Consider the following 19666-nt stretch of genomic DNA (forward strand, 5'->3'; position numbering starts at 1 on the left):
CATTTAATGCATCGGCGGTAAAAAACCACCTCGAAATTCCTGCAGGTCACGCTAAACTGCGCGCCTTGGCCTCTGTTTAGCCAATCAGGTAAGGCGCTCAGGCGTCCAAACCCACGAATTCCCTGAAAAGAGTAGTGAACATGACTCAAGTCAAACTGACCACCAACCACGGTGACATCGTCATCGAGCTGAACGCCGAGAAAGCGCCGATCACCGTCGCCAACTTCATCGAATACGTTAAAGCCGGCCACTACGAAAACACCGTTTTCCACCGTGTCATCGGCAACTTCATGGTCCAGGGCGGCGGTTTCGAGCCTGGCATGAAAGAAAAGAAAGACAAGCGTCCAAGCATCCAGAACGAAGCGGACAACGGCCTTTCCAACGACAAGTACACCGTCGCCATGGCCCGTACCATGGAGCCGCATTCGGCCTCCGCGCAGTTCTTCATCAACGTCGCCGACAACGCTTTCCTGAACCACAGCGGCAAGAACGTGCAGGGTTGGGGCTACGCGGTATTCGGTAAAGTGACCGAAGGCCAGGACGTCGTCGACAAGATCAAAGCCGTGCAGACCACCGGTAAAGCCGGTCACCAGGACGTTCCGGTAGAAGACGTTATCGTCGAGAAAGCCGAGATCGTTGGGTGATATTGCTGATTTCAGATTTGCATCTGGAAGAGGACCGCCCGGACATCACCCGGGCGTTTCTGGATTTGCTCCACGGGCGCGCCCGTGGCGCCCAGGCGTTGTACATTCTGGGCGACTTCTTTGAAGCCTGGATTGGCGACGATGGCATGACACCGTTCCAGCGTTCGATTTGCGCGGCCCTGCGTGAGCTGAGCGACAGCGGCACCCCGATTTTCATCATGCACGGCAACCGTGACTTCCTGATCGGCAAGGCGTTCTGCAAAGCTGCAGGCGCCACCTTGCTCAAGGACCCGAGTGTCGTGCAGTTCTACGGCGAGCCTGTGCTGTTGATGCACGGCGACAGCCTTTGCACCCGCGACCTTGGCTACATGAAGCTGCGGCGCATCCTGCGTAACCCGATTGTGCTGTTTATCCTGCGGCACCTGCCATTGCGCACCCGCCACAAGCTGGCGCGCAAGCTGCGCAGTGAAAGCCGCGCGCAGACACGCATGAAAGCCAACGACATTGTCGATGTGACGCCCGAGGAAGTGCCGCGGGTGATGCAGCAGTTTGGCGTGCGCACCCTGGTCCACGGCCACACGCACCGCCCAGCGATCCATAAGCTGCAGATTGGTGATCAGGCGGCCAAGCGCATTGTGCTGGGGGATTGGGACAAGCAGGGCTGGGCGTTGCAGGTAGACGAGCAAGGGTTTGCGTTGGCGGCGTTTGACTTCGTCAACCCACAACTAGCCTTGCCTGGCGCCTGATTCTCAGACACAACACCCGTCAAATGTGGGAGCTGGCTTGCCTGCGATAGCATCACCTCGATGTATCTGATGTACCGAGGTGCCTGCATCGCAGGCAAGCCAGCTCCCACATTGACCGAGTTCGGTCTTTCGATCAGTGCCCCGAAGCCTCCGGCCCGGCCTTCGCCGCAAACGGCGGTTTCGCCAACCACACAATCACGATCAAGCCCATGAACATCCAGCCCAGCAGCGTGAAGTAATCCACGGTGGACATCATGTACGCCTGGCTGGTGAGAATCTGGTCCAGCTGTGCATAGGCCTTGTGCCCTGCCCCGCCGAGTGCCTGCAAGGCATCACGGGTTGCCGAGTCGTAGGTGGTCATGTTCTCGCTCATGTACGCATGGTGCTGGTCGGCGCGGCGAATCCAGATCCAGGTGGTCAGCGAGGCCGCAAAACTGCCGCCCAGGGTCCGCAGGAAGGTCGCCAGGCCCGCGCCGTCGGCGATTTGCGCCGGCGGCAGGTCGGACATCAGGATGCTCAAGGTCGGCATGAAGAACAGCGCCACGCCAATGCCCATGAACAGCTGCACCAGGGCGATGTGGGTGAAGTCGACTTCATTGGTAAAGCCGGCACGCATGAAGCAACTCAGGCCAATTGCCAAAAATGCCAGGCCCGCCAGCAAGCGCAGGTCGAACTTGTGCGCGTACTTGCCCACAAACGGCGACATCAGCACCGGCAGAATGCCGATCGGTGCCACCGCCAGGCCCGCCCAGGTGGCGGTGTAGCCCATCTGGGTTTGCAGCCATTGCGGCAGGATCAGGTTGATGCCGAAGAACCCCGCATAACCGAGCACCAGCACAATGGTGCCGATGCGGAAGTTGCGGTAGGCAAACAACCGCAGGTTGACCACCGGGTGCTTGTCGGTCATTTCCCAGATGACGAACACCGCCAGGGCTATCGCCGAAATCACGGCACCAACGATGATGAAGTTGGATTCGAACCAGTCCAGGTCATTGCCTTTGTCGAGGATGATCTGCAGCGCGCCGACACCGACGATCAGGCTCAGCAGCCCGACGTAATCCATCGGCTGGTAACTGGTGACCACCGGACGTTTCTTCAACTGCGAACGCACCACCAGCACCGCGAAGATGCCGATGGGCACGTTGATAAAGAAGATCCACGGCCAGCTGTAGCTGTCGGTAATCCAGCCGCCAAGGATCGGGCCGGCAATTGGCGCCACCACCGTGACCATCGCCAGCAGCGCCAGGGCCATGCCGCGCCTCGCCGGCGGGTAGACCGCGATCAGCAACGTTTGAGTCATCGGGTACAGCGGCCCGGCCACCAGGCCCTGCAGCACCCGAAAGCCGATCAGCTCAGGCATCGAGGTGGAAATACCGCAGAGGAACGAGGCCAGCACAAACAGGATGGTCGCCCACAAAAACAGCTTCACCTCGCCAAAGCGCCGGCTCAACCAGCCGGTCAGCGGCAAGGCAATCGCGTTGCTCACCGCAAACGAGGTGATCACCCAGGTGCCCTGCTCCGAACTCACGCCGAGGTTGCCGGAAATGGTCGGCAAGGCCACGTTGGCGATCGTGGTGTCGAGCACCTGCATAAAGGTCGCCAGCGACAGGCCAATAGTGGCCATCAACAGGCTGGGTGGCGTGAACGAGGCGTTATTGCTCATCAGCGTTGCACAGCCTTGGGCGCGGCGAGGCTGTTGTCATGGATCAGCTGAGTGATCATGGCATCGGCTTCGGCCAATTGGCGGTCATACACGTTGGTGGTGAACGAGGCCTTTTGCGGCGCCTGTTGCGCCAGCACCGGGCCGCTCTTGTCGTGCAGGTCCACGTTGACCACGGTGCTCAAGCCCACACGCAGCGGGTGCTTGGCCAGCTCGTCGGCGTTGATGTGAATACGCACGGGCACCCGTTGCACGATCTTGATCCAGTTACCGGTGGCGTTCTGCGCCGGCAGCAAGGCAAACGCGCTGCCGGTACCGGCGCCCAGGCTGTCCACGGTGCCGCTGTACTTCACGTCACTGCCGTAGATATCCGACTCGATGTCCACCGGCTGGCCGATACGCATATCGCGCAGCTGGGTTTCCTTGAAGTTGGCGTCGATCCACAACTGGTTCAGCGGGATCACCGCCATCAACGCGGTCCCCGGCTGCACGCGCTGACCCAATTGCACCGTGCGCTTGGCCACATAGCCGGTTACGGGTGCAATCAAGGTGCTGCGGGCGTTGGTCAAGTACGCCTGGCGCAGTTGCGCGGCGGCGGCCTGCACGTCCGGGTGGGACGAAATCACCGTGTCGTCCACCAGCGCGCTGGAGGTCTTGAACTGTTGCTGCACGTTGGCCAGGGCGTTTTGCGCCGAGGTCAGGTCGTCACGGGCGTGGGACAGTTCTTCCTGGGAGATCGCGCCGCCGGCGGCAAGGTTCTTACGACGGTTGTAATTGTCCTGGGCCTTCTGCACGTTGGCTTGCTGCGCCAGCACCTGGGCTTTCATGCCATCAACGTTGCTGTACAAGCCCCGCACCTGACGCACGGTGCGCGCGAGGTTGGCCTGGGCACTTTGCAGGCCGACAGCGGCGTCATTGGGGTCGAAGTTGATCAGCACTTGGCCTTCGTGGACCAGGTCGCCGTCGTCGGCGCCGATGCTGACCACGGTGCCGGTGACCAGCGGGGTGATTTCCACCACGTTGCCGTTCACATAGGCATCGTCGGTGCTTTCGTTGAAGCGCCCATAAAGCTCATACCAGGCCCACACGCCGATCACGCCAAGAATCACGATCAGCGCCAGGCCGATCAGCATGATTTTGCGTTTGCGTGGGTTGCTGTCTTTTTGCTGCTCTTTGGGTTGCTCTGTTGCGTTGTTGCTTTCGGCAGTGGCCATGACAAATACCTCAAATTATTCCGTGCGTGTAGCTGGGGTGGTTACGGCCACGTTATCGGCGTTGTACCCGCCACCCAGGGCTTGCATCAATTGAATCGACAGATCGATCTGTGCAGCATTCAAGGCCGCCAACTGACGCTGGGCCTGCAGCAATTGCTGCTCGATGCTGAGTACATCCAGGTAATTCCCGATCCCCGAGCTATAGCGCTGAACCCCGGTGTCGTAAGACTGCTGGGCAATGTCCGCGGCGTGTTGCTGGGCCTGGATCTGCCGACCGGTATCGCGCAATTGCGAAAGGGTGTTGCCAATATCGCCCAAGGCTTGCACCAGGGTTTTGTTGTACTGGGCCACCGCCAGGTCGTAATCGGCGTCGCGGGCATCGAGGTCGGCGCGCAGGCGGCCGCCGTCGAAGATCGGCAACGAGATAGTCGGCGCAATGCTGAAGAATCGGCTGGCCGAGCCAAACATCGCGTCGCCCAACAACGACTCGGCCCCGGCACTCGCGCTCAGGTTGAGGTTGGGGTAGAAGCGGGTCTTGCTCGCGGCGACATTCTTGCTTGCTGCCTCGACACGCCAGCGTGCGGCGATCAAGTCCGGGCGACGGCCCAGCAACTCGGCCGGCAGCACAGAAGGCACGGCAACGGCGCTGGGTTTGAGCACGTTCGGGCGGGTCAGCTCGCTGCCACGGTCGGGGCCTTTGCCGAGCAATACGGCCAGGGCGATCTTGGCGCTTTGCAGCTGTTTTTCTGCATCGATCAATTGCGACTCAGAGCTGGCTTCCAGGCTTTCGGTCTGCTGGTACTGGTACTGGCTGTCGATGCCGGAACTCAGGCGGCGCTTGCTCAGGTCGAGCATCTGGCGGGTGCGCTTGAGGTCGTCGGCGGCCAGGTCTCGCACGATGTGCGCCTGGCCCAGGTCGCTGTAGGCCTTGGCCACGTTGGCGGCCAGGGTCAGGCGCGCGGCTTGCTGATCGACTTCGGCGGCACGCGCCTGGCCCAACGCGGCTTCCCAGGCGGCGCGCTGGCCACCCCACAGGTCAAAGTTGTAGTTGAAGCTGGCGCCGATGTTACGCACGGTGGCGTAGGCATCGCCCTGCCCCAGCGGGTCCTGATCCTTGGCCAGGCGCGAACGGCTCACGCCGGCGCTGGCATCCAGGGTTGGCATGCGGGCGGCATCGGCGGCGTAGGCAGCGGCTTGCGCCTGGTGAGCACGGGCGCTGGCGACTTGCATGTCAGGGCTGTTTTGCAGGGCTTCATGGATCAAGCCGTCCAGCTGCGGGTCGCCAAGGCTCTTCCACCAATCGGCCGTCGGCCAGGCGGCGCTCGACAAGGTCACGCCACTGAGGGACTTGCCGGTTTGCAACGTGTTGGCATCGAGGCGTTGGCCCTGGGTGTCGAGGCCGCTGAAGTTGGCACAACCGGCCATGCTCATCGCCACCAGCACCAGGCTAAGTGCGCGTGTGTTCATTGATTACCTACCCGCTGGATGACGATGGCGTCACCGGCAGCTATCAGAATTTTCGTGAGGATTTTTTCCAGGGTTTGCAACTCGCCGGGCTGCAGGGCGCCAGCCAGCTCATTCATCGCCTGCGCGCCGATGTGCGGCAGCATGTCTGCCAGGCGCTGGCCGTCTTCGGTCAGCACCAGCTGCACCTGGCGCCGGTCCTGCTCGGAGCGCTTGCGCGCCAGCAGGCCCTTTTGCTCCAGGCGGTCGAGCATGCGGGTCATGGAACCGCTGTCCAGCGACAGGTTGCGACACAGCTCGGCGGGCGTGTCGACCTCGTACTGGGCAATGATGATCAACACTTTGAACTGCGCGGCGGTGACGCCATGCGGTTCCATATGCGTGTCGATAATGCGGTCCTTGAGCAGCGCGGCGCGGCCCAGCAACAGGCCGAGGTGGCAGTTGCGAAAGCTGTCAGGGGTGAAGTGGGTCATCGAAAGTCACCTTATTACTGCCTAGGCAGTGAATGTATGACAAGATGTTACTGCTTAGGCAGCGAATGTCAAATGGAATTATTAGCTTGCTTGCTAATTGACCGACAGGTGGGCTGCACCACAAACACTGTGGGAGCTGGCTTACCGGCGATGGCGGTCTGTCAGTCAATGAATCATCGACTGATGGACCGCCATCGCCGGCAAACCAGCTCCCACAGTGTTTGTGCGTGAGGGTTTAGAAATCGCGCTTGTAGAAGATATCCAGTGAACTGGCCACGCCACTGGCCACTTCCAGGTACACCTTCTTGCTCAGCAGGTAGCGCAAGGCAATCGTACTGGCCGGCTCGAACACCCCAACCCCATACCGCAGGCTGAGTTTTTCGGTGATCTTGCCGCTGGCCACCACGGCGGTGTTATTGCCGGTGCCCTGGGTGTCGAGGTCGAAGTCCTGGATACCCAGCTTGTTGGCGATATCCGAGGTCACCCCGGCGCTGCCCATCAACCCCAGCCCCAAGGCGGCTTCGGCCAGCATGTTGTTGTCTTCGCCGGTGTTGTTGCGCGAACGCCCCAGTACCAGATACGAGAGTGCATCCTCCTGAGGCATGGTCGGCTCGGAGAAGATCTGCGTGGTCGGTTGTTCGGCGCTGCCGCTCAAGCGAATACCGGCCGTCACCGTTCTGGACGGTTCGGTAACGACGCGCACCGCTTCGACATCCAGGAACGGTTGGTCCAATGGCCCTGCAAACAACAGCCGCGCGCGGCGCACGTCAAGCCGCTGCCCGTAGGCACGGTAGCGGCCATCGTTGAGCCACAGCTCGCCACGGGTGTCCATGTTGTCGCCGATGTGCACATGGCCCTGCACTTTGGCAGTGAGCCCGAAGCCCGCGAAGTTGAGCTGGTCTTCGCCCACCACCACGTCGATGTCCATGGCCATCGCCATCGGCGCCTTGCCCTCCTCGGTCTGGCTGCCGACGATCACGGTGTCATCGGAGACCTTGACGGTGGACGGCGGCAATTCACGCACGGTGATGTCGCCACGCGGGATGTGCACCTTGCCGGCAATCGCCAGCTTGTCGTGTTTCAGGCTGATTTTCAGGTCCGGCGCCACTTCCAGCTTGGCGTAAGGCTCAACCGTGACCGGCAATTGCGCGCCTTGCAGGCTGAGGTCCACCACCAGCGCCTGGCCCCAGTCGATCTGCCCCTTGAGGCTGCCCTGCCCGGCCTTGCCGCTGTGCCACGCGCCATTCAACTGCACGCTTTCGCCGGCAATCAGGGCCTGCACGTTCAAGCCTTCAAGGCTGATCGGCAACTCCGGCCCGGAGACTTCACCGCCCACCAGATTCACGTTGCCGTTGACCTGCGGTGCCAGCAAACCACCGGAGATACGCCCGTTACCGTTGAGCTTGCCGGTGAGTTTGTCCACCATCGGCACAAACGGTCGGGCCACGGCGAGATCCAGGCCGTTGAGGCTGAAATTACCGGTGATCGGCTTGTTCTTCGGCAACGGGTTGATCTGCGCCTGCACCAGCAACTCGCCGAGCTTGCCGCCACGGAAGGTCAGCTGAGTGTCGATGCGTTTAGGGTTGAGGGTGGTTTCCAGCTTCAGGGTGTCGTAGGGGAAATCCACCCACTGAGCCTTGTCCTTGACGCGCAGGGTGCCACCGCTGGCATCCACCGCGATCACGCCTTTAGGGCCGCTGGCGGGCAGGTCGAGCTGCACGTCGGCGTTGAGCTTGCCTTGCCAGGCGAAATCCTTGGGCATAAAGGCAGCCAGGCTGTCGATAGGGAATTGCTTGAGGTGGTAACGCAACTTCGGCTCAGGCATCAGGCGCTGATCTTCACCGCACAGGCTGGAAGGGCCAGACACCCAGCAATGCGCCGCAAAGGTCAGCTTGCCGTCCGCCAGGCGTTCGATCCTGGCCGGGGCTTGCAGCTTCCAGTCCTGGCCACCGGCTTGAACGTCACCGCTGGCCAGGCGCCCGCGCCAGTTACCTTTGTCGAGGTTGCCATCGAGCGCCAGGCCCAGCTTGACCAGCGGCCCGGCCAGGTCCAACTGGACTTTCTGGCTTTTGATATCCCCTTGAGCGCTGGCGGTCAGGGTGCCGACCTGGGTGTCGCCGGCCTGAATGCCACTGCCCTTGAGGTCGATCTTCGCGCGCTGGGCGTTGTCGAGTGTGGCGTTGAAGGTGAGGTTTTGCAGTTGATTGTCGGCGAACGCCAGTTGCTGGCCTTTAAGGTCGAGTTTGCCTTGCGGCGCCTTCAACGTACCGGCCACATCGACGCGCCCGTTGATCTGCCCACGCAGTTGCGGCCACAACTGGGCCAGGCGCGTCAGCTTGATGTCGATCTGGCCGGCCACACGTTGCTGCAGGCTGCCGCTGCCATTGATGCGGTTATCACCCAGGCGGATGTCCAGGTTGGCCAGGGTCCATTGCTCGCCTGCGCCTTCTGCCTTGGCCGCCAGCACGGCAGTCTGACCGCGCAAGCGGCCCTTGAGGTCGAGGTCGGCGTTGAGCTTGAGTTGTTCCTGTTTGAACTCGCCCTTGCTGCGCAGCGGCCCGGCCAACGTGCCCGGCAACTCCGCGACCCAGTACGCCGGGTTCAACGCCGACAGGTCCAGCGCGGTGTCCCAGGCAATGCCGTCGGCAAACTGCAGGCTCAGGTGGCCTTCAGCCTTGCCTTGGCCGGCCGTCAATTTCAGTTCGGGCAGGAAGAGTTGCTTGAGGTCGCCACTGAACGGCGTGACCACATTGAATTTGCCGGCCGGGCCGTCGAGGTCGGCCTTGAGGTTGCCGAGGTAATTGCCGTCTTTGTAGGAAATCTCGCCGTTGAGCGTATGCAGCGCGAACTGCGGCTCATCAATCAATGGATAGAGGCGGTGCCAGGGAAAATCCAGCCAATCGATCTTGGCGTCGGCGCTGAAGCCTTGTTGCCAGTCCAGATTGGCGCTGAGCTTGAGGCTTTGCTGGTCGCCGGCATTCAAATCCAGGCCGGCGATCTGCGCGCCCTTGGCGTCAACCTTGCCCTGCAGCAGCAGGTCTACCGGGCCTTTTTCCGCAGGCAGCACGGCCTTGCCCAGCAGTTGATAACCGCTGCTCAGGTCGCCCTTGGCGGTGAGGTCCAGTTGATTGAGTTGCAGGGTGTCGGGCAAGTCGGCGCTGGGTTTGAAGCCGTCGGCGCTGATGTGCAATTGCGCGGGCAAGTTCTCCACCAGTGGTTGCAGCTCACCGCTGAGTTTGGCGGGCAGGTAGCCGCTGCTGTCGGCGTCGAGCTTGAGGGTCTTGAGCAAGTCTCCGTCGAGCTTGAGGGCAACCTTCCACGGCGCGCCGCCGGGCGCGTACGGCAGGCTCAGGTTGCCCGTGGCGCTCAGCGGCCAGTTGCCGGTCGGTTGCAGCAGACCGGCCAAGTCCAGCACCAGGTCGTCGCGTTGCAGGTGCACCGAGTCGATCTGCAGGCCCGCGGCGGTCCAGTGCGCCGCGAGCTGCAAGCCCTTGAGCTCTTCGCTGCCATTGAACAGCAGGCTACCGACGCGAACGTCGCCCAACTGGATCGCCACCGGCAGTTTCAACTCCGGCAGCTGGATCGGCCCGCTGCTGCTGTCATCGGTACTGGGTGGGAATTGCAGGCTGACCTGTTCCACGTCCAGCTGGTTGATGCACAGGGTCATGCGCAGCAGGCAGGCCGGCGACCAGTCGAACTTCGCCGCATTCAGCTCGACCCGGCTGGTGTCTTGCTGCCACAGCAGGTGGTCGACACGCCACTGGCCACCCAAATGCCCCTGGAAATTCTCAACCGTCAACCCGGGCACCTGGCTCAAGGCCCAGCGGCTGCCCGCTTGGCTGCCGAGTACCGCCCACAGTGCCAGTAACACCACGGCGAAGACTGCCACGATGGCCAGCCCCGCTATTTTCAAACCACGCATCACAGCTCAGGCCCCATGGAAAAGTGCAAACGAATGCCGCCCGGATCTTCCAGGGCATGGGCCAGGTCGAGGCGGATCGGGCCCACCGGCGACACCCAACGCACGCCCACGCCCACACCGGTTTTCAGGCTCGGCATGTCCAGGCTGTTGAAGGAGTTGCCTTGGTCGACAAAGGTCGCGATCCGCCATTTTTCGGCGATGGAATATTGATATTCGGCACTCAGCGCCACCATGTAGCGACCGCCGATGCGGTCACCGCGATCGTTTTCGGGTGACAACGTCTGGTACTCGTAGCCACGCACGCTCTGGTCACCACCGGCAAAAAAGCGCAGCGATGGCGGCACCGATTTGTAGCCATTGGTGGCACTGCCGCCAAACTGCGCACGGCCGAGGAAACGGTGGTTGTCCCACAAGGTGGTCAAGCCCTTGATCGTGGCGGTGCCGTAAAGCAGGTTGGTGTCGGAACCCAGGCCTTCCTTGGCGACCTTGGCGTCGAACATCAGGCGATAGCCATTGTGCGGGTCGATGCGGTTGTCGCTGCGCAGGTAGGAATAATTGATCCCCGGCATCACCAGGTTACTCAGGCCCGAGTCATTGCCCAGGCGGTATTCTTCGCGCTGGTATTTGAGCGAGATGACCCGCGTCCAGCCGCTGGGCAATTTGCTGTGCCATTCAGGGCCGAGGGTGAGCAATTTACTCAGGGTGTCGGTATTGGCGATCTCTTCATTCTGGTAGCCGCCGGCAAAACGCAGTTTGTCGGTGAGCGGTGGGTCCAGCGGGATGTCGTACCACAGGCCGACGTTCTGGCGCGGCGCCGACAGCTCGGCTTCCCAGCCATAGCTGTGACCTTGTGGGTTGACCCAGTGACGCGTCCAGTTGGCTTTGCCGCGCGGGCCGACGTCGGTCGAGTAACCCAGGCCCAGGCCCATGGTGCGCGGCTTGCGGGTGTCCAGTTGCACCGCCACCGGGATCACATCGTTGGCCGAGGCTGCGGGGCTTGCGTCTACGCGCACGGTTTCGAAAAAGCCACTCGCCTGCAGGTTCTGGTTGAGTTCGGCGATCAGCTCGGAGTCGTAAGGGTCGCCGCTTTTGAACGGCACCATGCGTTGCAGCAGGTCTTCATCAAACGGCGTGTCGCCGGCGAAGCTGACCTTGCCCATGCTGTAGCGCGGGCCGCTGTCGTAAATGAGTTCGATATCGGCGACGCCGGCTTTGGGGTCAACCGAGAGTTTCTGGCTGGTAAAGCGCCCGCTGAAAAAGCCGTAGCGCGAGGCCTGGTTCTGGATCAGACGCTTGGCGTCTTCGTAGTGGCCGTGGTTGAGCACGGCGCCGGATGTGAGGTCGCTGCTGTCGGGCACGCGAAAAGCCTTGAGGCTCGCGGCCTGGCCGTCAACCCGAATGGTCACGTTGCGCAAATGCACCGGCTCGCCGGGGTCGATGGTGAGGATCAGGCGTGGATTCTTGCCGCCTTTCACATCACTGACGATTTGCGGCTGATAGTAGCCCAGCGCCTGGGCCGCCTTGCGGGCCTGCTCTTCGGCGCCGCGGCTGAACCGCAGCAGGGCTTCTTCATCACGATCGCCTACCCCGCCGATATAGCCTTCGATGTTGGCTTTCAACGCGTCGTTTGTAGGCTTGATCCGCACGTCCAATTCGCTTTGCGCCAAGGCGCCGCAGCTTGTGAACAGCAGAATCAAGCCGCTGGTAAATCTTCCTGGAAACTTCATAGGCGCGGATGCTACACGAGCTGGGGAGAGACTTTGAACCCGGAATTATCTGAATAATTCTGCATTAAGCCGTTGCAACATGTAACGACTGCGGATTGGGGTGGAAAAACACGTGCTCCAGGATAGGCCCTATCGCCACTTCGCCGATTTCCTCATAGCCCTGGCGCTTATAAAAATCCAGGTAGCGTGAGTTGCCGGTATCGAGCACTACGCCTGAGGAATGCGGGTCGTCGGCGCACCAGTTGTGCACGGCCTCAAGCAATTGCTCGCCATAGTGTTTGCCCTGAAATTGCGGGTGGATGCCCAACAACGGCAGTACGTGCACCGACTCGGTCGGCAGGCACGCCAGCACTGCGTGATGGTATTCCAGGTAACGGCGAGTGCCGCGCACACCGGTGCTCAACCACATGCGCAATTGCCACGCCCAGCTTTCGGTAATGCCCAGGCGCCGTTGCGGTGGCGCAATCAGAGCGATGCCGATCAGCCGGTCGTTGACGAATAGGCCGATGGCGGGCAGTTTCTGAAAAAAATGCTGCTTGACCAGCTCACGCACCGTGGCGCGTACCCGCTGTTCATAGCCTGGGCGTTCAGCTTCGAAGATGTAGGCGAACGTCGGCTCATGCCGATAAGCCTGGTAGAGCATGGAGCGCGCTTCGCGCGAATAGCCGCTGTTGAGCAGGCGGATCTCGGCAAGGGCCGTCGAAGTGTCAGGCATACAGTCAATCTCCCTGGGCGCCATTCAGAAGATGGCGTTCTTATGGGTACGAACCTACGCAGCACCAGTCGTTCCCAGACATTAGCAGTGCATCTGCTCGACCGCCACGCTGGCCCCCGTCGGACTTGTCGGCTAGCATCGCCCTTTTGCCAGACTGGACTGCCGACCATGAAAATCGTCTCCTTCAATATCAACGGGCTGCGCGCCCGCCCTCATCAGCTGGCGGCGCTGATTGAAAAGCATCAACCCGACGTGATCGGCCTGCAAGAAACCAAGGTTCATGATGACCAGTTCCCGCTGGCCGAAGTGCAGGCCTTGGGCTACCACGTTTATTACCACGGCCAAAAAGGCCATTACGGCGTGGCCCTGCTCTCGCGCAAAGAAGCGCTGAGCGTGCACAAAGGTTTTGCCAGCGATGAAGAAGACGCCCAGCGCCGCTTCATCTGGGGCACCTTCGCCGATGAGAACGGCAACCCCGTGACCATCATGAACGGCTACTTCCCCCAGGGCGAAAGCCGCGACCACCCAACCAAGTTTCCGGCCAAAAAACGCTTCTACGAAGATTTGCAGCACCTGCTGGAAAGCCAGTTCAGCAATGACCAGGCCTTGGTGGTGATGGGCGACATCAACATCTCCCCGCAAGACTGCGACATCGGTATCGGCGCCGACAACGCCAAACGCTGGCTGAAAACCGGCAAATGCAGCTTCTTGCCGGAAGAACGCGAGTGGATGGCCCGCCTGAAAAACTGGGGCCTGGTGGACAGCTTCCGCCACCTCAACCCGGACGTGGCCGACCGCTTCAGTTGGTTTGATTACCGCAGCCGTGGGTTCGAAGATGAGCCCAAGCGCGGCCTGCGCATTGACGTGATCATGGCGTCCAACGGCCTGGTGCCGCGGGTCAAGGATGCCGGCGTGGACTACGAGCTTCGGGCGCTGGAAAAGCCGTCGGACCACGCGCCGATCTGGCTGGAACTGAGCTGACGCGACTCAATGTGGGAGCTGGCTTGTGTGGGAGCTGGCTTGCCTGCGATGCAGGCACTTCGGTCTTCCAGCTAAACCGAGTTGATGCTATCGCAGGCAAGCCAGCTCCCACCTTTGGGTTGTTTGTGTGCCCGTCACACCGTTGAAACCTTACTGACTTAATCTCCCGGCACTCCCTTTGGCTTAAGAAGGTGCCGGCATGATGCTGCGCGTTCTGCTCCTGTTGATCCTGCCCCTCTACGCAGTTGCCGCTGCCCTGCCCGCTCCCGACCAAGACCCCGCGTTGCGCATCCAGGGTTCCAACACCATCGGCGCCGCGCTCGGGCCCGCGCTGGTCATGGGCATGATGCAATACCAGGGCTTGCAGGCGGTGCACAGTGAACCGGGCGACGGCGCCAATGAACAGCGCGTGATCGGCAAGACCCGCCAAGGCAGGACGGTCACCATCGAGGTGGCGGCCCACGGTTCCAGTACCGGGTTCGCCGCGTTGAAAAACCTCAGCGCCGACCTCGCCGCGTCGTCGCGCCCGATCAAGGACAGCGAACTGGTGGACCTTGAACCGTTGGGCGACCTGAAAAGCCCCGAGGCTGAGCAAGTGATCGCCATTGATGGCCTGGCGATTATCCTCAACCCGCAAAACCCGTTGAATACCCTGAACACCGAGCAACTGGCGCAGATTTTCAACGGCGAAGTCGACACGTGGGAGGCACTGGGCGGCATCGGCGGGCCGATTCATTTGTATGCCCGGGATGATCAGTCCGGCACCTACGACACCTTTAAGGAACTGGTGCTACGCCTGCGCGGTAAACCCCTGGCACCTGCCAAGCGCTTCGAATCCAGTGAGCAACTGTCCGACGCCGTAAGCCAGGACCCTCAGGGCATCGGCTTTATCGGCCTGCCGTATGTGCGCCAGGCCAAGGCCGTGGCAATCGTCGATGGCGACTCACAACCGATGTTGCCGTTGAACAGCCTGATTGCCACCGAGGACTACCCGCTGTCACGCCGACTGTTCTTTTACCTGCCGCCCTCGAGCCGCAACCCGTGGGCCAAGGCGCTCGTGGACTTTACCCAGAGCAGCAAAGGCCAGGCGATTGTTGCAGCCAACGGTTTTATCGCGCAGCAGGTGCAGGCGATCAGCGTGGAGCCGCGCCCGTCGATGCCTGCGGACTATCAAGCCATCGCGCGTGAGGCCCAGCGACTGAGCGTGAACTTTCGCTTCGAAGAGGGCAGCGCCAGCCTCGACAACAAGGCGCGCCAGGATTTGCAGCGGGTGGTGGCGTACCTGAAAAGCCACGACAAACTCCACAAGCAGGTGACGCTCGTAGGGTTTGGCGACGCCAAGAATGACCCACAGCGCGCCGCGCTACTGTCGAAGTTGCGGGCAATGGCGGTGCGCCGGGAACTGGTGAAGAACGGTGTGGTGCTGCGCGATATTCTCGGCTTCGGCGCGCAGATGCCGGTGGCGGCGAACACGGCGGACGAGGGGCGGATCAAAAACCGGCGAGTGGAGGTTTGGGTGCACTGACGCCTGGCGAGCAAGCCCGCTGTGGCGAGCGGGCTTGCCCCGCGTTGGGCTGCGCAGCAGCCCCATAATCACACGCACTCTTCCAGGCAGAACCGGTCGCATGGTTTCAGGGCTGCTGCGCAGCCCAACGCGGGGCAAGCCCGCTGGCTACATCTACTGCCCGCTGCGCATCAGCTCTTTGGGCACGTACTTGCCGATCTCGAACTTGCCGATCGCCGCACGGTGCACTTCATCCGGGCCGTCGGCCAGGCGCAAGGTGCGTTGCATGGCGTACATGTAGGCCAGCGGGAAGTCGTTGGAAACCCCGGCGCCGCCGTGAATCTGGATGGCGCGGTCGATCACTTTCAACGCCACGTTCGGCGCCACCACCTTGATCTGCGCGATTTCGCTTTTCGCAACTTTGTTGCCCACGGTGTCCATCATGTACGCCGCTTTCAAGGTCAGCAGGCGGGCCATGTCGATTTCCATCCGTGAGTCGGCGATCTTGTCGATATTGCCGCCCAGACGGGCCAATGGTTTACCGAACGCGGTGCGGCTGACGGAGCGTTTGCACATCAGTTCCAGCGCGCGCTCAGCCATGCCGATGGAGCGCATGCAGTGGTGGATACGGCCTGGGCCAAGGCGGCCCTGGGCAATTTCGAAGCCGCGACCTTCGCCGAGCAGTACGTTTTCGTACGGCACGCGCACGTTGTCGAACAGCACTTCGGCGTGGCCGTGCGGGGCGTCGTCGTAACCGAAGACCGGCAATGGGCGCACGATTTTTACACCGGGGGCATCCACCGGCACCAGGATCATCGAGTGCTGCTGATGACGCGGTGCATCCGGGTTGCTCAGGCCCATGAAGATCAAGATCTTGCAGCGCGGATCGCAGGCGCCGGAGGTCCACCATTTTTTGCCGTTGATCACCCACTCGTCACCCTGGCGCTCGGCGCGGGCGGCCATGTTGGTGGCGTCTGAGGACGCCACGTCCGGTTCGGTCATGGCAAAGGCCGAGCGAATCTCGCCGCGCAGCAACGGCTCGAGCCAGCGTTGTTTTTGCTCTGCGTTGGCGTAGCGCACCAGCACTTCCATGTTGCCGGTGTCGGGAGCGGAGCAGTTGAACGGCTCCGGGCCCAGCAGGGAGCGGCCCATGATCTCGGCCAGTGGTGCGTATTCGAGGTTGGTCAGGCCGGCGCCCAGTTCGGATTCGGGCAGGAACAGGTTCCACAGGCCTTCGGCTTTTGCCTTGGCTTTCAACTCTTCCATGATGGCGGTGGGCTGCCAGCGGTCGCCTTCGCTGACCTGGCGTTCGAACACCGGCTCGGCCGGGTAAACGTAAGCGTCCATGAATGCAGTGACGCGTTCACGCAGTTCCTGAACCTTGGGCGAATAGGCGAAATCCATGAGCAGCTCCCTTCTCTGAGAGGTTGTTTAGGTCATGCAATCGATGCTAGAACAGCGCTGATAATTTACCTAGCCTATTCTCGGCGTGTATTAACATTCATCACCGATATATGATCGGCGCCTGAGCACCTGACAAATCGCCACCTAACAATAAGAGCGCAACGAAATGAATCTGAGCAAGGTCGACCTCAACCTCTTTATTGTCTTCGATGCGATCTACACCGAAGCCAACTTGACCCGTGCCGGGCAGATCGTCGGCATCACCCAGCCGGCGGTGTCCAACGCGCTGGCGCGCTTGCGCGAAACCTTCAATGACCCGTTGTTCGTGCGCACGGCCCAGGGCATGGTACCCACGCCGATGGCGCAGAACATCATCGGCCCGGTGCGCAATGCGTTGTCGTTGCTGCGGGTGTCGGTGCAGGAAAGCCGGATTTTCAACCCGCAGCAGGCGGCCAAGACCTACCGCATCAGCATGACCGACCTCACCGAAGCGGTGATTCTGCCGCTGTTGTTCCAGCGCCTGCGCCGCCTGGCGCCGACGGTGGTGATCGAGAGTTTCCTGTCCAAACGTCGCGAAACCACCAAGGAACTCGCCGCCGGGCGCCTGGATTTTGCCGTGGATGCGCCGCTTAACACCGACCCGCAAGTGCGCCACGTCAAGCTGATGGAAGACCGCTACGTGTGCGCCATGCGCAAGGGCCATCCGATGGCGGGCAAGGACAAATTCACGCTGGATGACTACCTGTCGCTGACGCATATCCATATCTCCAGCCGCCGCAACGGCCTGGGCCATGTGGACCTGGCCCTGGGCAAGATGGGCATCCAGCGCAAGATCGCCCTGCGCTCCCAGCATTACCTGATGGCCTCGCAAGTGTTGCAGCAGACCGACATGGTGATGACCGTGCCCGAGCGCTTTGCCAGGCGCCATGAATTGCACTGGTTCAACCTGCCGGTCAATGACGTGCCGCCTGTAGAAACCCACTTGTACTGGCACGAAAGCACCGACCAGGACCCGGCCAACCGCTGGATGCGCGAGCAAATGATCGAGTTGTGCCAACAGGTGACGGCGCATGAGAAAAAGCTCGATGGCAAGCAAGCCTGACCTATGGCAAGCAGACCTTTTGTGGTGAGCAGTCCCAGTGTGGCAAACAGGCCCTGTGTGACAAACAGGCCCTGTGTGGCGAGCAGGCTTGCCCTGCGTTGGGCTGCGTAGCAGCCCCAAACCCAGGCGCCGCGTTTTATCTAAAAAACTGAGTCAATGTTTATTGCAGGCGCGTCACACCCAACGCAGGGCAAGCCTGCTCGCCACAACACGCCCGCTCATAAGGTTGGAAAGGCAGCTTGACGTTCACGTCAACCTGACATTAGCTTAGCGCCAAGACCTTCTTGAGCGCCCCCATGAGTACGACCTACAGCATCTCCGACCTCGCCCGCGAGCTCGACATCACCACCCGCGCCATTCGCTTTTATGAAGAACAAGGCCTGCTGGCCCCGGAACGCCGGGGCCAGGAGCGCATCTACTCGGCGCGCGACAAGGTCAGCCTCAAACTGATCCTGCGCGGCAAGCGCATTGGTTTCTCCCTGGCCGAGTGCCGCGAGCTGATCGAACTCTACGACCCCAGCAGCGGCAACCACATTCAACTCAACAGCATGCTCGCCAAAATCGCCGAACGCCGTGAGCAGCTTGAGCAACAACTGCTGGATATCGAACAGATGAAGCTGGAACTGGACACCGCCGAAGAGCGCTGCACCCAGGCCCTCGCGCAGACCATGAGCCAGGTTGGCCAATAACGATAAGGTAGCCATCATGCCCCTCCCCTCACACGTACGCCTGGTGGAAGTCGGCCCGCGCGACGGCCTGCAGAACGAAGCCCAGCCCATCAGCGTGGCCGACAAGGTCCAACTGGTGGATGCCCTGACCGACGCGGGCTTGAGCTATATCGAAGTCGGCAGCTTTGTCTCGCCCAAGTGGGTGCCGCAGATGGCCGGGTCGGCGCAAGTGTTTGCGCAAATACAACGCAAACCCGGCGTGACCTACGGCGCACTCGCGCCGAACCTGCGCGGTTTTGAAGATGCCGTGGCCGCGGGCGTAAAGGAAGTTGCCGTGTTTGCGGCCGCGTCCGAGGCGTTTTCCCAACGCAACATCAATTGCTCCATCAGCGAAAGCCTGGAGCGCTTTGCGCCCATCATGGCGGCGGCCAAGCAGCACGGCGTCAGCGTGCGCGGGTATGTGTCGTGTGTGTTGGGTTGCCCTTACGAAGGTGACATCGCGCCGGAACAGGTCGCGGCGGTCGCGCGCGAGTTGTACGCCATGGGCTGCTATGAGGTTTCCCTGGGCGACACCATCGGCACTGGCACGGCGGGCGCTACGCGGCGGCTGTTTGAGGTGGTCGGCGCGCAGGTGCCACGGGACAAGTTGGCCGGGCACTTCCATGACACCTACGGGCAGGCGATTGCGAATATCTACGCCAGTGTGCTGGAAGGGATTACGGTGTTCGACAGCTCCATCGCGGGCCTCGGCGGCTGCCCCTACGCCAAGGGCGCCAGCGGTAACGTGGCGACTGAAGACGTGGTGTACCTGCTCAACGGTCTGGGTATCGACACCGGCATCGACCTGCAGGCGCTAATTCTCGCGGGCCAGCAAATCAGCAGCGTGCTCGGCCGGCCCACTGGGTCGCGGGTTGCCAAGGCGCGTAACGCCAGTTGAGTAGAGCGGCTGTGACAATGTGTTACCGCACCGCTACATATCGAGTAACACGGGAACATATTTTGTCGCATTCGCTGTAGGCGATTTCTTATAAAAATTTCAACCTGCTGATTTTAAAGGCTTTTTAAAAGTTGGCACGGCTTCTGCTATCTCTATTGCATAACAAGAATAAAAAGCGCCAAACCTAATAAAAATAAGACGAAACGACTCTGACATAACAAAAACAACACGGCAGAGACGCAGCTAACAGATTTTTTTGGAGAAGATGTGCTTCGCAGGGTACGGCATGCCGAAACCCGCAACCGGTTAGAGAAAAATAAAACTACCTCAGGTAGCTGCCACTGGTTGGATCGGTAACGAAGAAGCAGATCAGCGCTCAAAAAAATACGTTTGCTCTTGACCCCGAATGGGGGTCGCCCAAAACAGCGGTAAAGGGTAACGGCTGCCAAAAACAACAACAGGCCGCCCCTCAATAATAAAAAAGAGCACGCAACGACAAATTAAA

15 protein-coding genes are annotated in these 19666 nt (G+C 61.2%); 7 read left to right on the forward strand and 8 right to left on the reverse strand.

All coding sequences use genetic code 11. The annotated features are described in order from the left end of the window. The first annotated feature begins 140 nt into the window (after window positions 1–140). The gene (locus tag AB5I78_RS17810; RefSeq protein ID WP_106578797.1) at window positions 141–644 is read left to right on the forward strand and encodes a peptidylprolyl isomerase; all 504 of its coding nucleotides are present in this window, start codon (window positions 141–143) and stop codon (window positions 642–644) included. Beyond that, window positions 641–1390, forward strand: coding sequence for a UDP-2,3-diacylglucosamine diphosphatase (gene lpxH, locus AB5I78_RS17815; protein ID WP_369303195.1), 750 nt, complete (start codon window positions 641–643; stop codon window positions 1388–1390). Before AB5I78_RS17810 ends, lpxH begins: the two co-directional genes overlap by 4 nt. Before the next feature lie 133 nt (window positions 1391–1523). On the opposite strand, the gene AB5I78_RS17820 is transcribed toward lpxH, so the two are convergent. The 7 genes from AB5I78_RS17820 to AB5I78_RS17850 all read right to left on the reverse strand — a co-directional run bounded on the left by AB5I78_RS17820 (window position 1524) and on the right by AB5I78_RS17850 (window position 12565). Beyond that, window positions 1524–3053, reverse strand: coding sequence for a DHA2 family efflux MFS transporter permease subunit (locus AB5I78_RS17820; RefSeq protein WP_145164010.1), 1530 nt, complete (start codon window positions 3051–3053; stop codon window positions 1524–1526). Next, on the reverse strand, window positions 3053–4264 hold the full coding sequence (locus AB5I78_RS17825) for an HlyD family efflux transporter periplasmic adaptor subunit (RefSeq protein WP_369303196.1): 1212 nt from the start codon (window positions 4262–4264) through the stop codon (window positions 3053–3055). The genes AB5I78_RS17820 and AB5I78_RS17825 overlap by 1 nt, the downstream gene beginning before the upstream one ends. A gap of 15 nt (window positions 4265–4279) precedes the next feature. Then, the gene (locus AB5I78_RS17830) at window positions 4280–5731 is read right to left on the reverse strand and encodes an efflux transporter outer membrane subunit (protein WP_119739829.1); all 1452 of its coding nucleotides are present in this window, start codon (window positions 5729–5731) and stop codon (window positions 4280–4282) included. Continuing rightward, the gene (locus tag AB5I78_RS17835; RefSeq protein WP_145164004.1) at window positions 5728–6201 is read right to left on the reverse strand and encodes a MarR family winged helix-turn-helix transcriptional regulator; all 474 of its coding nucleotides are present in this window, start codon (window positions 6199–6201) and stop codon (window positions 5728–5730) included. Before AB5I78_RS17835 ends, AB5I78_RS17830 begins: the two co-directional genes overlap by 4 nt. 235 nt (window positions 6202–6436) lie before the next feature. After that, window positions 6437–10123, reverse strand: a complete 3687-nt coding sequence (locus tag AB5I78_RS17840; RefSeq protein ID WP_369303197.1) for a translocation/assembly module TamB domain-containing protein — start codon at window positions 10121–10123, stop codon at window positions 6437–6439. After that, on the reverse strand, window positions 10123–11850 hold the full coding sequence (locus tag AB5I78_RS17845; protein WP_262207522.1) for an autotransporter assembly complex family protein: 1728 nt from the start codon (window positions 11848–11850) through the stop codon (window positions 10123–10125). The genes AB5I78_RS17840 and AB5I78_RS17845 overlap by 1 nt, the downstream gene beginning before the upstream one ends. A 64-nt stretch (window positions 11851–11914) precedes the next feature. Continuing rightward, complete coding sequence (locus tag AB5I78_RS17850; RefSeq protein ID WP_145163998.1) at window positions 11915–12565, reverse strand: N-acetyltransferase; 651 nt, start codon at window positions 12563–12565, stop codon at window positions 11915–11917. A gap of 168 nt (window positions 12566–12733) precedes the next feature. On the opposite strand from AB5I78_RS17850, the gene xthA reads away from it, so the two are divergent. After that, complete coding sequence (xthA, locus tag AB5I78_RS17855) at window positions 12734–13546, forward strand: exodeoxyribonuclease III (RefSeq protein WP_106578806.1); 813 nt, start codon at window positions 12734–12736, stop codon at window positions 13544–13546. Between the two features lie 199 nt (window positions 13547–13745). Further along, the gene (locus tag AB5I78_RS17860) at window positions 13746–15071 is read left to right on the forward strand and encodes a substrate-binding domain-containing protein (protein ID WP_369303198.1); all 1326 of its coding nucleotides are present in this window, start codon (window positions 13746–13748) and stop codon (window positions 15069–15071) included. A gap of 153 nt (window positions 15072–15224) precedes the next feature. Here AB5I78_RS17860 and AB5I78_RS17865 read toward each other — a convergent pair whose 3' ends face one another. Continuing rightward, the gene (locus tag AB5I78_RS17865) at window positions 15225–16454 is read right to left on the reverse strand and encodes an acyl-CoA dehydrogenase (protein ID WP_145163992.1); all 1230 of its coding nucleotides are present in this window, start codon (window positions 16452–16454) and stop codon (window positions 15225–15227) included. Between the two features lie 166 nt (window positions 16455–16620). Between AB5I78_RS17865 and AB5I78_RS17870 the strand changes: the two genes are divergently transcribed. The 3 genes from AB5I78_RS17870 (at window position 16621) to AB5I78_RS17880 (ending at window position 19161) form a co-directional block, all read left to right on the forward strand. Further along, entirely contained in the window at window positions 16621–17556 is a 936-nt protein-coding gene (locus AB5I78_RS17870; RefSeq protein WP_017136514.1) for a LysR family transcriptional regulator, read from the forward strand. 296 nt (window positions 17557–17852) lie between these two features. Further along, complete coding sequence (locus tag AB5I78_RS17875) at window positions 17853–18245, forward strand: MerR family DNA-binding transcriptional regulator (RefSeq protein ID WP_106578810.1); 393 nt, start codon at window positions 17853–17855, stop codon at window positions 18243–18245. Window positions 18246–18261: 16 nt separating this feature from the next. After that, the gene (locus AB5I78_RS17880) at window positions 18262–19161 is read left to right on the forward strand and encodes a hydroxymethylglutaryl-CoA lyase (RefSeq protein ID WP_369303199.1); all 900 of its coding nucleotides are present in this window, start codon (window positions 18262–18264) and stop codon (window positions 19159–19161) included. Window positions 19162–19666: the final 505 nt, after the last annotated feature.

Origin of the sequence: Pseudomonas sp. N2-3-1-14, from assembly GCF_041228395.1 — a bacterium.
Lineage (GTDB): Bacteria > Pseudomonadota > Gammaproteobacteria > Pseudomonadales > Pseudomonadaceae > Aquipseudomonas.